We start from the raw sequence: 16,152 nt of genomic DNA, 5'->3' as shown, positions 1-16,152 counted from the left end.
AGTACTACTCATCTGATCGGTTCGGCCAGGCAGCAAGCTCGTATCCATGACCACACCGAGCTCTTCCGCTGTCGATCCGCGACTGGTGACAGCACTGTCGGCCGAGTGCGACAGCATCGGCCGACAGTTGCGTCACATGGGCCAGAACCTGTCGATACTGCAGGCTCAGCTGGCCTCGACCGCCGTGCCCGCGCCGGTAGCTCCGGCACCGGTAGCTCCAGCTCCCGTCGTTCCGGTGCACCCGATGCAGCCGGTCCGTCCTCAGCAGAGCGTGCCCGCCTGGCAGCCACCGGCGTATCCGGTGGCTGCGCCTCGGCAGCCCTGGTGGCAACGCGACGGCGTCATCAGTCGGCTCCTGGCCGCGGCCGGTGTTGCCGTCACCCTGATCGGCGTCGTGATGCTGCTGGTACTTGCCGCGCAGGCCGGATTCTTCGGACCGCCGCTGCGGGTACTCGGTGGCGCACTCCTTTCCGGCGCCTTGGTGTTTGCCGGTGTGCGGGTCCACGGACGCCCAGGCGGCAAAGTGGGGGCGATTGCTCTGGCTGCCACCGGTTTTGCGGGAATGTACCTCGACGTCGTCGCGGCGTCTGTTCTCTACGGTTGGGTGGCGACGCCGCTCGCGGTGGTGATCGCCTTCGGAATTGCTGCGGCCGGCGTTGCTCTGGCGGTGAAATGGGATTCCGAGTCACTGGCGCTCATGATCGTTCTGGGCGCAGCGGTGCTGGCTCCAGTACTGACTTCGGGAATATCGTTGACCCTCATCGGTTTCCTGTTCGCGATCCAGTCGGCGACGTTCTCCGCCCAGCTCGGTCGTGACTGGAAGTACCTGGGAATGGCGCGCACCGTACCGGTGGTTCTCGCACTGCTCGTAGCGACAGCGTCGGAGTCCATATTCAACGAATCCGGTAACAGCTCACTGCAATTGGTGATCAGTGCCGTCGTGGTTGCGGGTGTGGGAGTCGGCTGCGCGATGGCCCTGCAGTGGACGGGTTCGCCTTCGCGTGACGGTGTTGCAGGGGCGTGGTCCACCGCGACCTTTGTCGTCTCGACCCTTCCGCTGATGAGCGTCGGGGCCGTGCTCGGAAACACCGAATCCGCAGTGCTGTACGGAATTGCTGCGGCACTACTTCTTTCCGCTGCAGCGGCGGCCAAGCCTTTGCCGACGCAACTGCGATTCGGACTGGGCGCAACCGGCGCTCTTGCATTGTTGCTGTGCTGCTTGTCCGGGGCGTCGGAATCTCTGGTCGTACCGCTGGTCCTCACCGTCGGCATGATCTTCCTCGGAGTCTCGCTCCACGCGGGTTCGCGCTTCGTCTTCGCTCTCGGAACCGCCTTTGCGGCCATCGGATCGATCGGATACCTCACGACGGTTCCGCCGGAAGCGTTGACGACCGCCCGTGCCGCATCCATGCAACTCGGTGCGATCACGGCACTCTCGAGCCTGACGGCGATAGGCGCACTGGTGATGCTGGTGTGGGCGATTCACCGACTGAAGTTGGTCGCCGATACCAATGCGGCGGTTCTATGGGCGGCCGCAGGGTTCGGTGTCCTCTACGCGGTGACGTGTGCGCTCGTCTCATCAGGCGTCGAAATTTTCGACAGCGCAACCGGATTCGTTGTCGGACACAGCGTTGCCACCATCGTTTGGATGCTTGCCGCCACTTCAGCGCTGGTGCTCGGCCTGAACAACCGTCAGCACGCTCGCGTTTTGCTCGGAGCTGGTCTTGCTCTCACCAGCGCGGCAGTGGCCAAGCTGTTCCTCTTCGACCTGGCCACGCTCAGTGGGCTGGTGCGCAGCGCTGCCTTCCTGGTGGTCGGCTTGCTGCTCCTGCTGGTCGGGACTCGTTATGCACGAGCCTTCGCCAAGCAGGAGCAGGTCAGCTCCGCTTCTGGCGAGCGATGAGCTCGCTGACACTGATGGCGCCTGCGTCGTCAGGTCGGTGCCTGCCGGTGGCGTTGTCGTCGCCGTCAGAGGCATCCGAGACTCGGGGCTCGGTGGGACGACGCTCCGGAGCGATCGGTGGAGGCGGCGACTGGGGGGTCGCCTCCACCGAGGTCGGGGTAGAGCCGTTGGTAGCCGAGCCGTTGGAGGCACCGTTCCGGCCCGCACCGTTAGCGCTCGCACCGTTAGCGCTCGCACCGTTAGCGCTCGAACCGTTGGTACTTGAACCGTTGGTCACAGCTCCATTTGCCGCCGAACCGTTTGTACGCGAAGGCGTCCGAACCACCGGCAGCGGCCGTGAGGCCGGGGGAGTCTGTTCCCGAGCCCGCAGGTCCGACAACCAGCTCTCGATGGGACGCTCGGCCGGCGCCGCAGGCGTGGGGTTTCTGCGCTTGTCGCTGGCGTTCGGTTGCGGCCGGTACGAGGGATTGGGCACCGGTGCCTCGATCAGGTTCTGGGGGGCGCTGGCTGCACTCCCGATATCGAGACGGCGCCGCGGTGCGGGCTTCTCTGCGGCAGGAGCCTCCGTGTTGGGTGCCTTCACCGCCATTTCGCTGAGCGGAATGGGCTCGGTGAGGGGATCCGGAACGCGAGGTCCACTGTCCGGCTGTGCGGCCGGGGCAGGGGGCGGCGGCATGACCCGCGACGTCGCTTCGATCTTGCGCGACTGACCCGGTCCGGCGATCGCACCGACAGGCGCGATCTGCGGGACGTTTGCGAGCACAAGTTCGTTGTCGAGGATCGGCTCACCGAGCCCGATCCTCTGCTGGATCCGCTTCATCCAGGCCGGAGCCCACCAGCAGTCGTCCCCGAGCAGTTTCATGGTCGCCGGGACCAGGAACATTCGGATCAGCGTGGCATCGATGATCAGCGCGGAGATCATGCCGTAGGAGATGTACTTCATCATCACCAGATCGGACAGGCCGAATGCACCGGTGACCACGATCAGGATCAGTGCGGCAGCGGTGATGATCCGGCCGGTATGTGCCGTGCCGATTCGGATGGATTCGGTAGTACTTGCGCCCTGCGCTCGCGCTTCGACCATGCGAGAGAGCAGGAACACTTCGTAGTCGGTCGACAGGCCGTAGACGATAGCGATGATCAACACCAGGACGGGAGACATGATCGGTCCCGGCGTGAAGTTCAGCAGACCCGAACCGTGCCCGTCGATGAAGATCCAGGTCAAGATTCCGAGTGTCGAACCCAGTCCGAGCGCGCTCATCAACGCGGCCTTGATGGGTAGGACGAGCGAACCGAACGTCAAGAACATCAGCAGCGTCGTCAGCAGGATGACGGATACGACCATCAGCGGCAGACGGTCGAGCAACGCATCGACGCTGTCCTGCTCGATGGCCGGTGTACCGCCGACGAGAACAGTTGTGCCCTCGGGCCAATCCGCGGATCGCAGATAGTCGATGGTGGGACGCGCCTCGTTGCGCTCCGTCAGACCGGCTTTGAGGACGTTGACACCGTCCTTGGTCGCAACCTCCGGGGTGAACTTCTCGACCAGACCCGGCGCAGCGTTTGCGGTCTTGGAAATCTGCCCGAGAGTGGTGTTGTCGGCTCCCTCGATGACGAGTCGAACGGGCTCGGTGCGATTGCCCGGGAAGAGTTCGTCGAACTGCGCCTGCGCGACACGCGTGGGGCTGTCCGGGGGCAGGTACGTCTCGTTGATCCCGCCGAACTTGATGCCCGTCAGCGGAATGATCATCAGCAGGAGAGCCGCGACGATCGGGACCGCGACCTTGAGCGGATGCTGCATGACCCAGCGGGTGAGCTTGCCCCAGAAACCGTTCTCGATTTCCTCGTTGGTCTTGGTCTGGCGCAGCTTCTTGAAGGTCAGCGCGTCGATCCGCTTACCGAGAATGCCGAGAATCGCGGGAAGAATCGTGATGGACGAGATTGCGGCAAGCATGACGGCAGCAATGGCGCCGTAGGCCACCGATTTGAGGAAGCCCTGCGGGAACAACAGCAGACCGCCGAGGCTGACGGCAACCATGGTCGCCGAGAACATGACCGTTCTACCCGCCGTCATGACCGTTCGGCGTACTGCGGTCGGGGTGTCGTACCCCTCGGCTATCTCTTCTCGGAAACGGCTGACGATGAACAGTCCGTAGTCGATCGCCAGACCCAGGCCGACCAGAGACACCACCGGCGCAACAAACGCGTTGACCTCGGTGAAGTTGGTGATCAGTCGAATGATGCCGTTGGCGCCGATGACAGTGAGACCGCCGACGATCAGCGGGAGGGCAGCGGCGACGACGCCACCGAAGACGAAGAACAGCAGGACACCGACAGCGGGAATCGCGAGCATTTCCATGCGCTTGATGTCGTTGGCCATCGTGTCGTTGAGTGAATTCGCGACAGGTTGCAGGCCGGCGAGTTGCACGTCGACGCCGTCGATGTAGAACTGCGACTCGACGTCGCGGAAGTTGTTGGACACCGCGGTGTCGTTGTCGCCGGCGATCGCGATGCTGGTGACCGCGTGTTGCTTGGTCTTGTCCGCCAGGGCAGCCACCGAGAGACCGTTGTCGACCTTGAAGTACGAGCCGTTGATCTTCATGATCTGGTCGGGGTTGTCGGCGACGAGCCGCTGCAGATTGTCGATGACCTTCGCTTGGAACTCGGGGTCGTCGACGGTTTTGCCCTCCGGCGCCGTGTACAGCGCCAGAACGTCACCCGTCGTGCTGCGTCCGAACGTGCCGTCAGCGAGTTTTGCAGCCTCTACCGATTCCGACCCCGGATCGTCCCAGCCGCTCTGGCTGAGATGATCCTGCAGGCTCAGGCCGTACGCAGCGAGCCCGAGGAGCCCCGCCACCATGACAGCGATGACGGTGAAGCGGGCTCGATAGACGATGCTTCCCCAGCTGGCGAACACTGATCAACTCCTACTCGGCAACACTTTTTCGCCCGATGAGCAGGGCAGAAAGCGGTCGGAACGGCTGCAACCAGGCGCCCTCGTCGGGCAGGGTGTCCAGGCTTACCCGTGGCAGAGGCTCACGGAAGACACCTGGGATGTCCTCGAGATCGACGAAGTCCAAGATATCGGACGACACAGCCCAACTGGCGTGTTCACGGAACCCGAGAACCTGCACGGGGATGCCGGTTGCTGCGATGTCCTCGAGAGGTTCGCGGAACGCTTGGCCGTCGGCGGACGCGACCATGATTCCGGCGAGGCCCTCGCCGTACCTGAGCGCGATGTGCTCGAGCATGTCCGAATCGACATCACTGTCTTCATCGACCTTCGGCTTGGCGAACACCGCGAAACCCACGTTACGCAAGGCTTCGACCCAAGGACGAACGACGTCGGCGCTGCCGGAGGCGATGTTGGTGAAGACGGTCGCTTCAGGCTCGAGCGTGCCGCTGTTCTGTGCGGACAGTTCGGCGGTGCGAGAGAGCAGCCAGCGACCCAACGCGTCGAATCGTGGCCGGTAGGCGGCGGTAGGCCGGCCACCGAGGATGGCGCCGAGGCCCATGTCGAGGTTAGGGGCGTCCCAGACCAGAAGCACCCGCTTGGGGTGGCGGGAGTCACGACCGAAGTCGAGAGGAGATTCCGACGACGTCACGCCGTCGGATAGCTGTTCGCTGACGCTCATGCTCTGATCTTCCCCCATATAAGCTCGGTGATTGCACTTCCGACCTTATGGGCTTTGTCCTCGAACTTGGTGACCGGACGCTCGTGGGTCATCGGAGACTCCCAGTCGAGCGCGGTCAGCAGCGGCTCAGCATTGCCGGCTTCTTCGATCCATTCGGCGTACTCGGCGTGATCGGTTGCCACGTGCAGCACTCCGCCAGGCTTGAGGCGGTTCGCGATCAGCGCGAACGTCGGCCCCTGCAGCAGGCGACGCTTGTGATGGCGGGCCTTGGGCCACGGATCCGGGAAGAACACCCGGACACCCGTCAGCGACTCGGGGGCGACCATGTTCTCCAGTACGTCCATCGCGTCACCACGCAGTACGCGGACGTTGGGAATCTCGTCACGTTCGACCTGCTGCAGAAGCTGCGCGAGCCCCGGGCGGTACACCTCGATCGCGATCAGGTTCACGTGCGGCTCCGCCTTGGCCATTGCGGCCGTCGCGGTGCCGGTACCCGAACCGATCTCGATGATCAGGGGTGCTTCGCGTCCGAACCAGGCGTTCGCGTCGAGCGGTGTGTCCGAGACGTCGGCGCCGATGAGCGGCCACTGACGGTCCCAAGCCTGCTGCTGTGCGTCGGTCAGAGCACCCCGGCGAGAGCGAAAGCTGGTCACTCTCGGATGGAGACGGGACCCCTTGGTGTGGTCCGTCTGCCCCGTGTCTGGGGTCTGCGGTGCATGCTGATCGGCTTCGTTCACGAACCCATTGTCACGCATGACCCCCGTTTAGCGCAGACGGGTCTGAAGTTTGAGTTGAGACTTTCCGCGGAAAGTCCTGAATCCGCCGACTTCGGACAGTCGACGAAAGGGTGGTGTCACCTGCCGTCCTTGCCGAGAACCTGACAGAATCTCACCGACACGATGGGGACGTGGGGTGGGGATGAACACAGGATTTGCATGCCGTGATTGGTCACGAATGTTGCCCGCAGAATCGATCGACGACGCCTGCGCGGAGCCGATCGACCAGTTGCGCGCTCTGGCATATCGGCTGACGTCGATCGATTCGGGAGCCGCGGAGACGGTTCACTCCGTGCTCGGATCGCTGACTGCGCCGCTCGAGCTGGTGGTCGCCGGACGGGCAGGGGTGGGGCGGTCGTCGTTGGCGCGGATCCTGGGGCGCGACGACCGGTTCTCGCGCAGAGTCGTCGGCGCACCGGTTGTGGTGACCGAGTCGCGGGCATTCGACGTCCCCGGAACGTCGAACCCCGATCTGGGTCGTCGTTGCGTCGTCTACGTAGTGGTCGACGCGGTCCGCGACGTCGACCGCCGAGTCATCGCCCGAGTATCGGATCGGGCGGTGGTGGCTGCGAACAAGGCCGACCTGTTCGGTCCGCGCTGGGACGAGGCACTGGGACGGGCGGCGGAAATCTCGGAGACCGTCGGCGTGCACACGGTTCCGGTGGAGACGTTGACCGGGCGCGGCGTCGAAGAGTTGTTCGCGGCCCTCGGCCCGGTCCTGGAGACGCAGTGGTGGCGCCGGGTCGAGCGGATCGGCCCGGAGCTGACGCAATCTGCCTCGCGCAACACCGCCGGTAGAGACGAGATCGAGATGTATCTGAGGTCGGACTCCGCGGTGTTGTTCGGTGCCGCGGCGGCGATGACGAGCCCCGAAATTCGAGCCCTTCGTCAAGGCGAGCCTCCCGATCCTCGTACCGCTGACGACGCGGGCACGTGCTGTCGATGGTGGGGCCGGCTCGTGGACGAGTCGGAACAGGCTCCGCAACAAAGGGTCTCACTGATTCGCCGCGGGTATGTGCGTCGGTGGGCGCAGCTCGGGGGCGATCGCTCCGCTCCGGTAGCGACCGATGAATAGCGTTTCGGTACTTCCGGATTCGGTGCTGCGCGTGGTGCAGCGATGGAATCCGGCATCCGATCCGGGTCGCCAGGTCGCCGCCGAAACATCCAGTGGCACTCGCATTTACGTCGTCGGCCCGTCGAGGGGTGGACGGGAAGACGTCGCGCAGATGTTCAGTGCTTCGGATAATTGTTCGACAGTGACACGCGAGGTGGACGCCGACGTCGTACTTCTGGTCGTCGACGCCGCCAGTGTGATCGGGCGCGAGGATCTTCATCTCCTCGACGATGCCGCCGAGAGCGGAACCCCGGTGGTGGTGGCGCTGACCCGCGTCGACGTCTACCGAGACTGGCAGGCTGTGCGCCGGCGTGATGCCGAGATTCTCACTTCGCACTGCACTGCTTTTGCTCAGGCCCCGGTGGTCCCGATTGCGCCTGGTCAAGAGCAGTCGCTCGTCGAGGTCGTGAGCCGGGCGGCACGGGAGAGGGAAGCAGGCGGTTCGGATTCCGGTGTCATCGCACAGACGCGCCGGATGATCGAGATGGAGATCCGGAATCTGCGTGACAGTGTTCCTGGTGCCGAACTGCGTGCCGAGCGATCACAGCTGCTCGCAGACCGTGACGGCCGGCGAGGCGAACGCCTGGTGCAGGTCCGAAGCAGACTGCAGCGAGCACACGGGGATCTGTTGCAACAGATCGCCGACGCAACCCGGGCGACGGTCGCGGGGGCACGTGCCTGGGTCGACGCGGCCTCGCGAGCCGAATTGGGCAGCGTGCCGACGCGACTGCAGCACGAGGTCGACCATCACACCCGGGTCTTCGATGCCGCGATGGCGGCAGCAGTGGAAGTGGCGGGCACGACCGGGTACGTACCTTTCCCACGGATTCCGGAGAACCCGCCGGGCCGTCAGCGCGGAAACGAGGAACGCGTGACAATTCTTGTCGGCGCGTCCGCGGGCCTCGGCCTCGGCCGGATCGCGGTGACTCCGCTGGAGATGATTCCGGCCCTGGAGTTCGCGAGCATCCCCGTGACGTTGGTTCTGGGTGGCGCCGCGGCCTGGTGGTTGGCGCGAACTCGCGCGCTGATGGCGGATCGTGCCCACTCCAGGTCGTGGATCGTCGAATCGATGTCGACCGTTCGCGCACAGTGGGAGCAGCGAGTGCAGAGCGTGCTGCTCGAGGCCGAGGCAGATCTGGGAGCGGCGATCATGGCGGAGAGCCGCGAGCAGTTGGCGTCGGCGCAGGCCCGAATCGTGGAGATCGACGGTGAACTTCGTGAGCTTGCCGCGGCCAGATCGGGTCAACTGGCGTCGTGCGAGCGCGACCTCGCCGTTTTGAACGCCGCCTACTGACATTCCGCGAGTGCAGAGTTCTCCACAGCGCCGCAATTTCGGCCTCGACTGATCGTCGGGGTCTGGTAATACTGAGCGGACGGTTTCGGTAGGGGTTGCCGAAGCAGTAGGTCACCATCCAGTAGGGGGAGTAATGGACGCATTTCTGATCACGCCCGGACACATCGACGGGCACGGCTTCGACGCCGAACCGCTCGATCCGGGGCGCATCGAGCCCGAGACCTTCGGGCCCTCGTCGGGATCGGTCGATGCCGGCGACCTGAACTTCGACGCCTTCGACTTGGACGGTGACGGAACGGTCGACAGCCGTGTCGTCCACTCCGACGACGACGTCGTGATCGTGTCCGATTTCGATCGCGACGGTAGCGCCGACCGTCTCACGATGATCGAGTCGGACGGCGACTACTCGGCCTGGGAATGCAGTCGAGACGACGAAGGCGCCCTCGTGTGGCAGAAAATCGATGCCGGAGCGCTCTGAAAAGCTTCCGTTTATGTGCTCTGAGCGCCGGGTAGGCACCTGAACACACCAACTGAATCGTTTCTGTGACATTTCTGACCGCACCCGATTACCTGCAGGTGAACAGCCAGCGTTAACCTCAATACATAGGACACCCGGCGTCCGTGAAATCCACGTGAGTGGATGACGCGGCTGGACCCCGTCGAGAGGGGGACACCGGGATCGACTGGTATCGGGGCGCTGCAGTTCGCATCCGGTGTCACGAGAACCCGGTTCCGGCTCACCCCAGGAGAGTTTGATGACCTCAGCGACCATTCCCGGTCTCAATGGAACTGACGGCACGCCCCCCACGCAGCACAAGGAACTGCTTGCATGGGTGCAAGAGGTTGCCGAACTCACCCAGCCTGATCGCGTCGTCTTCGCAGACGGCTCGGACGAAGAATGGGACCGACTGACAACGAAGTTGGTCGAGGCAGGAACCTTCACCCGCCTCAACGACGAGAAGAAGCCGAACTCTTTCCTCGGCAACTCCGATCCGTCCGATGTCGCGCGAGTCGAATCGCGTACGTACATCTGCTCGAAGGAAGAAATCGACGCAGGCCCCACCAACAACTGGATGGACCCCGCGGAGATGCGTACCCTCATGGGTGACCTGTACCGCGGTTGCATGCGTGGACGCACCATGTACGTCGTGCCGTTCTGCATGGGCCCCCTCGACGCCGAGGATCCGAAGCTGGGCGTCGAGCTCACCGATTCCGAGTACGTCGTCGTCTCCATGCGCGTCATGACCCGCATGGGCAGCAAGGTTCTCGAGAAGCTTGGCACCGACGGATTCTTCGTCAAGGCGCTGCACTCGCTGGGCGCTCCGCTGGCCGAAGGCCAGGAAGACGTCGCGTGGCCGTGCAACGACACCAAGTACATCACCCACTTCCCCGAGGATCGTGAGATCTGGAGCTTCGGTTCCGGCTACGGCGGAAACGCTCTCCTGGGCAAGAAGTGCTACTCCCTGCGTATCGCTTCGGCAATGGCGCACGACGAGGGCTGGCTGGCCGAGCACATGCTCATCCTCAAGCTCATCTCGCCCGAGGACAAGGCCTACTACATCGCGGCGGCATTCCCCTCCGCTTGTGGCAAGACCAACCTCGCGATGATCCAGCCGACCATCCCCGGATGGCGCGCCGAGACCCTCGGTGACGACATCGCCTGGATGCGTTTCGGTGAGGACGGACAGCTCTACGCCGTCAACCCGGAATTCGGTTTCTTCGGCGTGGCTCCCGGCACCAACTGGTCGTCGAACCCCAACGCCATGCGCACCATCGACCAGGGCAACACGGTCTTCACCAACGTCGCCCTGACCGACGACGGTGACGTCTGGTGGGAAGGCCTCGAAGGCGACCCGCAGCACCTGATCGACTGGAAGGGCAACGAGTGGACGCCCGAGTCGGGCACCCATGCGGCTCATCCCAACTCGCGTTACTGCACCCCGATGTCGCAGTGCCCGATCATGGCTCCCGAGTGGGACGACCCGAAGGGCGTGCCGATCTCGGCAATCCTCTTCGGTGGACGCCGCAAGACGACGGTTCCGCTGGTCACCGAGGCTCGTGACTGGCAGCACGGCGTCTTCATGGGTGCAACGGTCGGCTCCGAGCAGACCGCAGCAGCCGAAGGCCAGGTCGGTACGGTTCGCCGTGATCCGATGGCAATGCTGCCGTTCCTCGGCTACAACGTCGGTGACTACTTCCAGCACTGGATCGACCTCGGCAAGTCCGCGGACGCGTCCAAGCTCCCCAAGGTCTTCTACGTCAACTGGTTCCGCCGCGGCGACGACGGACGCTTCCTGTGGCCAGGCTTCGGCGAGAACTCTCGCGTCCTGAAGTGGATCGTCGAGCGCATCGAGCACAAGGCTGCCGGCATCGACACCCCGATCGGCGTCGTTCCCACCGGATCGGCACTCGACATCGAAGGCCTGGACGTGTCGGACGCCGACATCACCGAGGCCCTCGCGGTCAACATCGACGAGTGGAAGGCCGAGATCCCGCTCATCGAAGAGTGGTTCGACTTCGTCGGCGAGAAGCTGCCGACCGGCATTCGTGACGAGTTCGAAGCTCTGAAGCAGCGGTTGGCCTGATAAACCGCCCCCGTATGTAGTGGCCTGATGCCGCATTGGTTCAATTTGATGAACCGATGCGGCATCGGTCGTCTGTATGCCCTTGCCTGTAGCCGTTAAGCAGTTCAGCCGTTATGCAGTTCAGCCGTAAAGCAGTGATCAGCGAGCGGGTCGACACACTCGATCCTCAGGAGGACCAGATATGAGCGGGATCTACAACAACGTGACCGAATTGGTCGGGCGCACCCCGATCGTGCGGCTCAACCGTCTGACCGAGGGCCTGGACGCACAGGTCGCCGTCAAGCTCGAGTTCTACAACCCGGCCAACAGCGTCAAGGACCGGATCGGCGTGGCGATCATCGACGCCGCCGAGAAGTCCGGTGCACTCAAGCCCGGTGGCACGATCGTCGAGGGCACCAGTGGTAACACCGGTATCGCACTCGCCATGGTCGGCGCTGCTCGCGGCTACAAGGTCATCCTGACCATGCCCGAGACCATGTCCACCGAGCGTCGCGTGATGCTGCGTGCTTACGGCGCCGAGATCGTCCTGACCCCGGGCTCGGAGGGTATGGCCGGTGCAGTCGCCAAGGCCAAGGAAATCGTCGAGCAGACCGAGAACGCAGTCTCGGCCAGCCAGTTCGCGAACCCGGCCAACCCGGCCATCCACGAGGCCACGACGGGCGAAGAGGTCTGGGCCGACACCGACGGCGCCGTCGACATCTTCGTGTCCGGCATCGGCACCGGCGGCACCATCACCGGCGTCGGACGCACCCTTCGCAAGTACAAGCCCGAGGTCAAGATCGTCGGTGTCGAGCCCATCGACTCGCCGATCCTCAACGGTGGACAGCCCGGCCCCCACAAGATCCAGGGAATCGGCGCGAACTTCGTGCCCGACGTCCTCGATCGTGAGATCTACGACGAGATCATCGACGTTTCGTTCCCCGATTCCATCGAGGTCGCTCGCGCACTCGGTACCCAGGAAGGCATCCTGGGCGGCATCTCGTCCGGCGCCATCGTCTGGGCCGCACTCGAGTTGGCGAAGCGTCCGGAAAATGCCGGCAAGCTGATCGTGGCTGTCGTGTGCGACTTCGGCGAGCGTTACATCTCCACCCCGCTGTTCGAACACATCCGGGACTGAGACTTGTGAGTATCCTCGGGACAATTCGCGAGGACCTGCAGGCTGCGCGCGGTCAGGATCCTGCCGCGCGCAGCAATGTGGAGAACGCGCTCGTTTATTCAGGGCTGCATGCCATTTGGGCGCATCGGGTTGCGCATCGCATGTGGGCCGTCCCCGCCTTACGTGGCCCGGCGCGAGTGCTCTCGCAGCTGACGCGCTTCGTCACCGGCATCGAGATCCATCCGGGTGCCACCATCGGTCGACGGTTCTTCATCGACCACGGCATGGGCGTCGTGATCGGGGAGACAGCCGAGGTCGGTAACGACGTGATGCTCTATCACGGCGTCACTCTCGGTGGTCGCTCGCTCGAGCAGGTCAAGCGTCACCCGACGCTGGGTGACCGGGTCACCGTCGGCGCTGGTGCCAAGATCCTCGGACCTGTCGTCATCGGTGAAGGTAGCGCTATCGGCGCCAATGCCGTTGTCACCAGAGATGTTCCGGCCGAATCCATCGCGACGGGTATCCCGGCGGTGGCGCGGCCACGGACTACCAAGGAGAAACTGGTGGACCCGAACAGTTACATCGATCCTGCGATGTACATCTGAAGCTGTCCTTCTTCGATGGCCACCCTCGTGTAGACGACGGGTGGTCATCGGCGTCTGCTCAGGCTCGCGTCAGGTGCCACCCGAGACGTCCCAGTACGACGGCCGTCAAAGCACCCAGTATTGCTCCGATCAGGGGATAGCAGGCGAGAATTAACCACTGAGGCGATTTGTCTGGGAGCGCCATGTAGGAGATGTTTAGGCTCGACTCGTAGTCGCGACTCATCTGCACACCCCGGATCGGTTCGTACGCCCCCTGATAGACGATTGTCTCGTCGGGACTGGTCATCACGTCGATCAGACCGCCCACCAGGGGAATTCCACCGACGACAAATCCCAGAACCGCCAGAATCACGATCAGTGCGCGCATCGAACGAGCCTATCGCCCGGCCGTAGAGTTCAGACTGCGATCGACGGTTCTTCGGGCGTCGAGAGGGTCAGGATCGCTCGCACGACGCGTGGACTCTGCTCGAGTGAGCGTTCGAGTTCGCGCAACGTGTGGGCCACTCGGGATTCCGCGTAGTCACCGACCAGATCGACGCTGGCCACCAGGTACACCTGCCGCGGCCCGAGGTATTCCATGCGCAGGAACGTAATTCGGTTGATTTCGGGTAGTTGGGTGAGAGCTTCGACGGCTGCTGCCCGCAGCGTCGGTGAGGCCTCTTCGCCGACCAGGAATCGGCGGTTGCGATCGATCAGGATGATCGCGATGACTCCGAGAAGTATGCCGACGAAGATGGAGCCGAGGGCGTCGGGGATCGGTGAACCGGTGATCTGGTGCAGTAGGACGCCGACGAATGCGATGACCAAACCGATCAGTGCTGCAGCATCTTCGGCGAACACGGCCCGGGTCGTCGGGTCGGATGTGTTGAGCGCCTGGGCCATGACGTCGCGGTTCACGGCGGACGCTTCGGTTCGGAGTTGCTTGTACGCCTGCCGGAACGAGATGCCTTCGAGGATGAACGAGACGCCGAGGACTGCGTAGGCGACACCGAAGTCGGTGGCCGGTTCGGAATGGAACAGTTCCTGGATGCCGTGGGTGATCGACACACCTGCGCCGAGCGCGAAGAGTCCGAGGGCGGCGAACATCGACCAGATGTAGGCCTCCCGGCCGTACCCGAGTGGCTGGTCTCGGTCGGGAACCCTTTTCGAGCGGCGGTTCGCGATCAGCAACAGCACTTCGTTGCCGGTATCGGCCCAGGAGTGGGTGGCCTCGGCGACCATCGATGCAGATCCGGTGACGATGGCGGCCGCCGTCTTGGCCCCGGCGATCAGCGCGTTAGCCGCAAACGCCAGTACGACTGTCGTGGTGCTCTCGTCGCCGTTTCCCGTCGGCTCGGCCTTGGGTTCGATGCTCACGAACTTCAGGCTAGGCGGGTGGCGACGGTTTCGTGCGGTGACGCTCGGCGACGGAGCGCAGCAGTGTGTCGACGGCGTCGTGGAACTGCGTCAGGCCCGGCTCTTCGACGGGAAAGTGCCCGCACCCGTCCAGCATCACGAATTCGGTGGGTGCGTTGATGCGGCGGAGGAACTGCAGGCTCAGTTCGGGTGGCGTCCATCGGTCGTCGGCCGGGTGGGTGAGCAGAACGGGCGTCGTCCGAAATGCTTCGGGTGCGGTGTGCTCGAACGAGAAGTAGCTGCTGAGGAATCCGAGTGGCACCCGAACACCGCCACCGCACGGATCGGTTGCGCACAGCGTCGCGAGTTCACGGTTGCTGCTCATGTTCGCGACGTCGGCGACCCAACGGATGGGCACGCGGATACGGCCCACCAGTCGTTCGGTGCGGCGCATCAGGGGAGCGCCATAGACACCCATCGGGCCGAACCGCGCCGCGGCAGCTCTGGCCGACGGATTCGAGGGATCGAGCAGACAGGTAGCGACGACGGCGTCGGCCAGACCGGTTCGCGCGGCTACCTCGTAGGCCAGCAGACCGCCGATGCTGGCTCCCAGAAGCACCAGCGGCCGATCGTCGGCTGCTTTCTCGGCCCGGACGAGGTCACAGAGGAGTTCGACCCACTGCTCGTACCGGACGCCGGCGGGATCGCCTACGACGGTGTCGCCGTACAGCGGAAGATCGGGGAAGAGGACTTCGGCTCCGAGTTTCACGCCGATCCCGGCGAACGGCCACAACGCGCCCGAGTACCCGCCGGCGCCGTGGATACCGAGAACCCGAACCGGCGCGTCTGGAACCACTGCCCGTGCGACGTGGACGGTGTTGCCGTTCCACTCCCACCACGTCGTGGTCGGCTCCGGCATGTGGGCGGTGTACCGGTCGGGCATAAACTTCGAGTAATCGGCGCTGGTCATCTACACAATTCTCGGTACCGGCGTCGCGGCTGACAACTCGCATCGGAGGACCGTGTCGACTCGGCGGAAAAGGCCCTCCCAGCAGCGCTCGAGGGCTACCTACGACGCGATCCTGGAGGCAGCTACTCGCGTTTTCGCGTCGGAGGGCATGGCGGCGACCACCAACCGGATCGCTGACGAGGCAGGCGTCTCGGTGGGCTCGCTCTACCAGTATTTCGGCGATAAGTACGAGATCCTCTCGGAGTTGGCGAACCGTCATGTGAGTGCCGCGCGGGAACGTTTTGCGGTCTGCCTTGCCGACATCGTCGAGCGTGAACTCACTCCGGACGAGGCTGTCAGGTCGTTGGTGGAGTGCGCGATCGAAGTGAACAGTAAGCCGCGAGAGTTCTTCCACCTGCTCTACGATCAGGTTCCTCGGACCCCTGAGCTCATCGAACAGGTCGAAGGAATGAATCGGCAACTGGTACTGGGTTTTTCGGAGTACTTGCAGAGCCGCGGTTTCAGTGCGGACGATGCGTTGTTGACGTCGCGGTTGACTGTGACTGCCGTGGACGGCCAGGTGCATCGGGTTGTGCTGGAATCGGATTCACCCGAAGAACTTCGCGTGCGCACCGAAGCCGTCATGCGGCAGGCGAGATCGATGATCGCGTCGGAATCCTGATCCGGTGTATCGAATGGTGACTGCGGTCCGTTATGGTTCTGACGTCATCATCGAGGTAATGGGAAGTCGGTGCAATTCCGGCGCGGTCCCGCCACTGTGAGGTCGTCCATGCGTCGACCGTAGCCAGATACCACCCTCGTTGACGTTGTGTCATGCCACGAGGATGGATCGGTCACAC

At 63.9% G+C, this 16,152-nt stretch carries 14 protein-coding genes and 1 riboswitch; of the genes, 8 read left to right on the top strand and 6 right to left on the bottom strand.

What is annotated here, in order from left to right; translation table 11 throughout:
- Window positions 1-46: 46 nt before the first annotated feature.
- A complete protein-coding gene (locus tag ABWI03_RS11460) occupies window positions 47-1,903 on the top strand; it encodes a DUF2339 domain-containing protein (RefSeq protein ID WP_298779446.1) in 1,857 nt (618 codons plus the stop codon).
- Here ABWI03_RS11460 and ABWI03_RS11455 read toward each other — a convergent pair.
- Genes ABWI03_RS11455 through trmB form a run of 3 tightly spaced genes read right to left on the bottom strand, consistent with a single transcriptional unit; the run spans window position 1,878 to window position 6,293 of the window.
- The gene (locus ABWI03_RS11455) at window positions 1,878-4,820 is read right to left on the bottom strand and encodes an MMPL family transporter (protein ID WP_298779448.1); all 2,943 of its coding nucleotides are present in this window, start codon (window positions 4,818-4,820) and stop codon (window positions 1,878-1,880) included. The genes ABWI03_RS11460 and ABWI03_RS11455 overlap by 26 nt on opposite strands.
- Window positions 4,821-4,830: 10 nt before the next feature.
- Window positions 4,831-5,538 (bottom strand): NYN domain-containing protein, encoded by a 708-nt coding sequence (locus ABWI03_RS11450; RefSeq protein WP_298779450.1) that lies wholly within the window; start codon window positions 5,536-5,538, stop codon window positions 4,831-4,833.
- Window positions 5,535-6,293, bottom strand: coding sequence for a tRNA (guanosine(46)-N7)-methyltransferase TrmB (trmB, locus tag ABWI03_RS11445; RefSeq protein WP_298779452.1), 759 nt, complete (start codon window positions 6,291-6,293; stop codon window positions 5,535-5,537). The genes ABWI03_RS11450 and trmB overlap by 4 nt, the downstream gene beginning before the upstream one ends.
- A 199-nt stretch (window positions 6,294-6,492) precedes the next feature.
- On the opposite strand from trmB, the gene ABWI03_RS11440 reads away from it, so the two are divergent.
- From ABWI03_RS11440 to epsC, 6 genes are all read left to right on the top strand, one after another.
- Window positions 6,493-7,389, top strand: a complete 897-nt coding sequence (locus ABWI03_RS11440; RefSeq protein ID WP_353802303.1) for a GTPase domain-containing protein — start codon at window positions 6,493-6,495, stop codon at window positions 7,387-7,389.
- Window positions 7,382-8,722 (top strand): hypothetical protein, encoded by a 1,341-nt coding sequence (locus tag ABWI03_RS11435; RefSeq protein WP_298779456.1) that lies wholly within the window; start codon window positions 7,382-7,384, stop codon window positions 8,720-8,722. The genes ABWI03_RS11440 and ABWI03_RS11435 overlap by 8 nt, the downstream gene beginning before the upstream one ends.
- Before the next feature lie 133 nt (window positions 8,723-8,855).
- Complete coding sequence (locus ABWI03_RS11430) at window positions 8,856-9,200, top strand: DUF6802 family protein (protein ID WP_298779458.1); 345 nt, start codon at window positions 8,856-8,858, stop codon at window positions 9,198-9,200.
- 277 nt (window positions 9,201-9,477) lie between these two features.
- On the top strand, window positions 9,478-11,307 hold the full coding sequence (locus ABWI03_RS11425) for a phosphoenolpyruvate carboxykinase (GTP) (protein ID WP_296553812.1): 1,830 nt from the start codon (window positions 9,478-9,480) through the stop codon (window positions 11,305-11,307).
- A 181-nt stretch (window positions 11,308-11,488) separates the two neighbouring features.
- Window positions 11,489-12,424, top strand: a complete 936-nt coding sequence (gene cysK, locus ABWI03_RS11420) for a cysteine synthase A (RefSeq protein ID WP_019747115.1) — start codon at window positions 11,489-11,491, stop codon at window positions 12,422-12,424.
- Window positions 12,425-12,429: 5 nt separating this feature from the next.
- Window positions 12,430-13,008, top strand: coding sequence for a serine O-acetyltransferase EpsC (gene epsC, locus ABWI03_RS11415; protein WP_003945907.1), 579 nt, complete (start codon window positions 12,430-12,432; stop codon window positions 13,006-13,008).
- Window positions 13,009-13,066: 58 nt separating this feature from the next.
- Here the strand turns inward: epsC and ABWI03_RS11410 are convergent, their stop codons facing one another.
- The 3 genes from ABWI03_RS11410 to ABWI03_RS11400 are packed head-to-tail and all read right to left on the bottom strand — an operon-like array spanning window position 13,067 to window position 15,313.
- A complete protein-coding gene (locus tag ABWI03_RS11410) occupies window positions 13,067-13,375 on the bottom strand; it encodes a hypothetical protein (protein WP_298779463.1) in 309 nt (102 codons plus the stop codon).
- Window positions 13,376-13,404: 29 nt separating this feature from the next.
- Window positions 13,405-14,364: a cation diffusion facilitator family transporter gene (locus tag ABWI03_RS11405; protein WP_019747118.1), complete on the bottom strand. Its 960-nt coding sequence runs from the start codon at window positions 14,362-14,364 to the stop codon at window positions 13,405-13,407.
- 10 nt (window positions 14,365-14,374) lie between these two features.
- Entirely contained in the window at window positions 14,375-15,313 is a 939-nt protein-coding gene (locus ABWI03_RS11400; RefSeq protein ID WP_298779466.1) for an alpha/beta hydrolase, read from the bottom strand.
- Window positions 15,314-15,365: 52 nt separating this feature from the next.
- Between ABWI03_RS11400 and ABWI03_RS34185 the strand changes: the two genes are divergently transcribed.
- Entirely contained in the window at window positions 15,366-15,974 is a 609-nt protein-coding gene (locus tag ABWI03_RS34185; protein WP_298779468.1) for a TetR/AcrR family transcriptional regulator, read from the top strand.
- Between the two features lie 16 nt (window positions 15,975-15,990).
- Window positions 15,991-16,126, top strand: a riboswitch (cobalamin riboswitch).
- Window positions 16,127-16,152: the final 26 nt, after the last annotated feature.

It is taken from the genome of Rhodococcus baikonurensis (assembly GCF_040489275.1).
In the GTDB taxonomy this organism is placed as follows: domain Bacteria; phylum Actinomycetota; class Actinomycetes; order Mycobacteriales; family Mycobacteriaceae; genus Rhodococcus_F; species Rhodococcus_F baikonurensis.
This window is presented reverse-complemented; position numbering and strand designations above follow the sequence as displayed.

Bases quoted from the DNA above. Each gene is read 5' to 3' on its own strand.
- trmB (WP_298779452.1), bottom strand. From the start codon at position 6,293: ATGCGTGACAATGGGTTCGTGAACGAAGCCGATCAGCATGCACCGCAG.
- ABWI03_RS11425 (WP_296553812.1), top strand. From the start codon at position 9,478: ATGACCTCAGCGACCATTCCCGGTCTCAATGGAACTGACGGCACGCCC.
- ABWI03_RS11460 (WP_298779446.1), top strand. From the start codon at position 47: ATGACCACACCGAGCTCTTCCGCTGTCGATCCGCGACTGGTGACAGCA.
- cysK (WP_019747115.1), top strand. From the start codon at position 11,489: ATGAGCGGGATCTACAACAACGTGACCGAATTGGTCGGGCGCACCCCG.
- ABWI03_RS11410 (WP_298779463.1), bottom strand. From the start codon at position 13,375: ATGCGCGCACTGATCGTGATTCTGGCGGTTCTGGGATTTGTCGTCGGT.
- ABWI03_RS11450 (WP_298779450.1), bottom strand. From the start codon at position 5,538: ATGAGCGTCAGCGAACAGCTATCCGACGGCGTGACGTCGTCGGAATCT.
- ABWI03_RS11435 (WP_298779456.1), top strand. From the start codon at position 7,382: ATGAATAGCGTTTCGGTACTTCCGGATTCGGTGCTGCGCGTGGTGCAG.
- ABWI03_RS11440 (WP_353802303.1), top strand. From the start codon at position 6,493: ATGTTGCCCGCAGAATCGATCGACGACGCCTGCGCGGAGCCGATCGAC.
- ABWI03_RS11400 (WP_298779466.1), bottom strand. From the start codon at position 15,313: ATGACCAGCGCCGATTACTCGAAGTTTATGCCCGACCGGTACACCGCC.
- ABWI03_RS11430 (WP_298779458.1), top strand. From the start codon at position 8,856: ATGGACGCATTTCTGATCACGCCCGGACACATCGACGGGCACGGCTTC.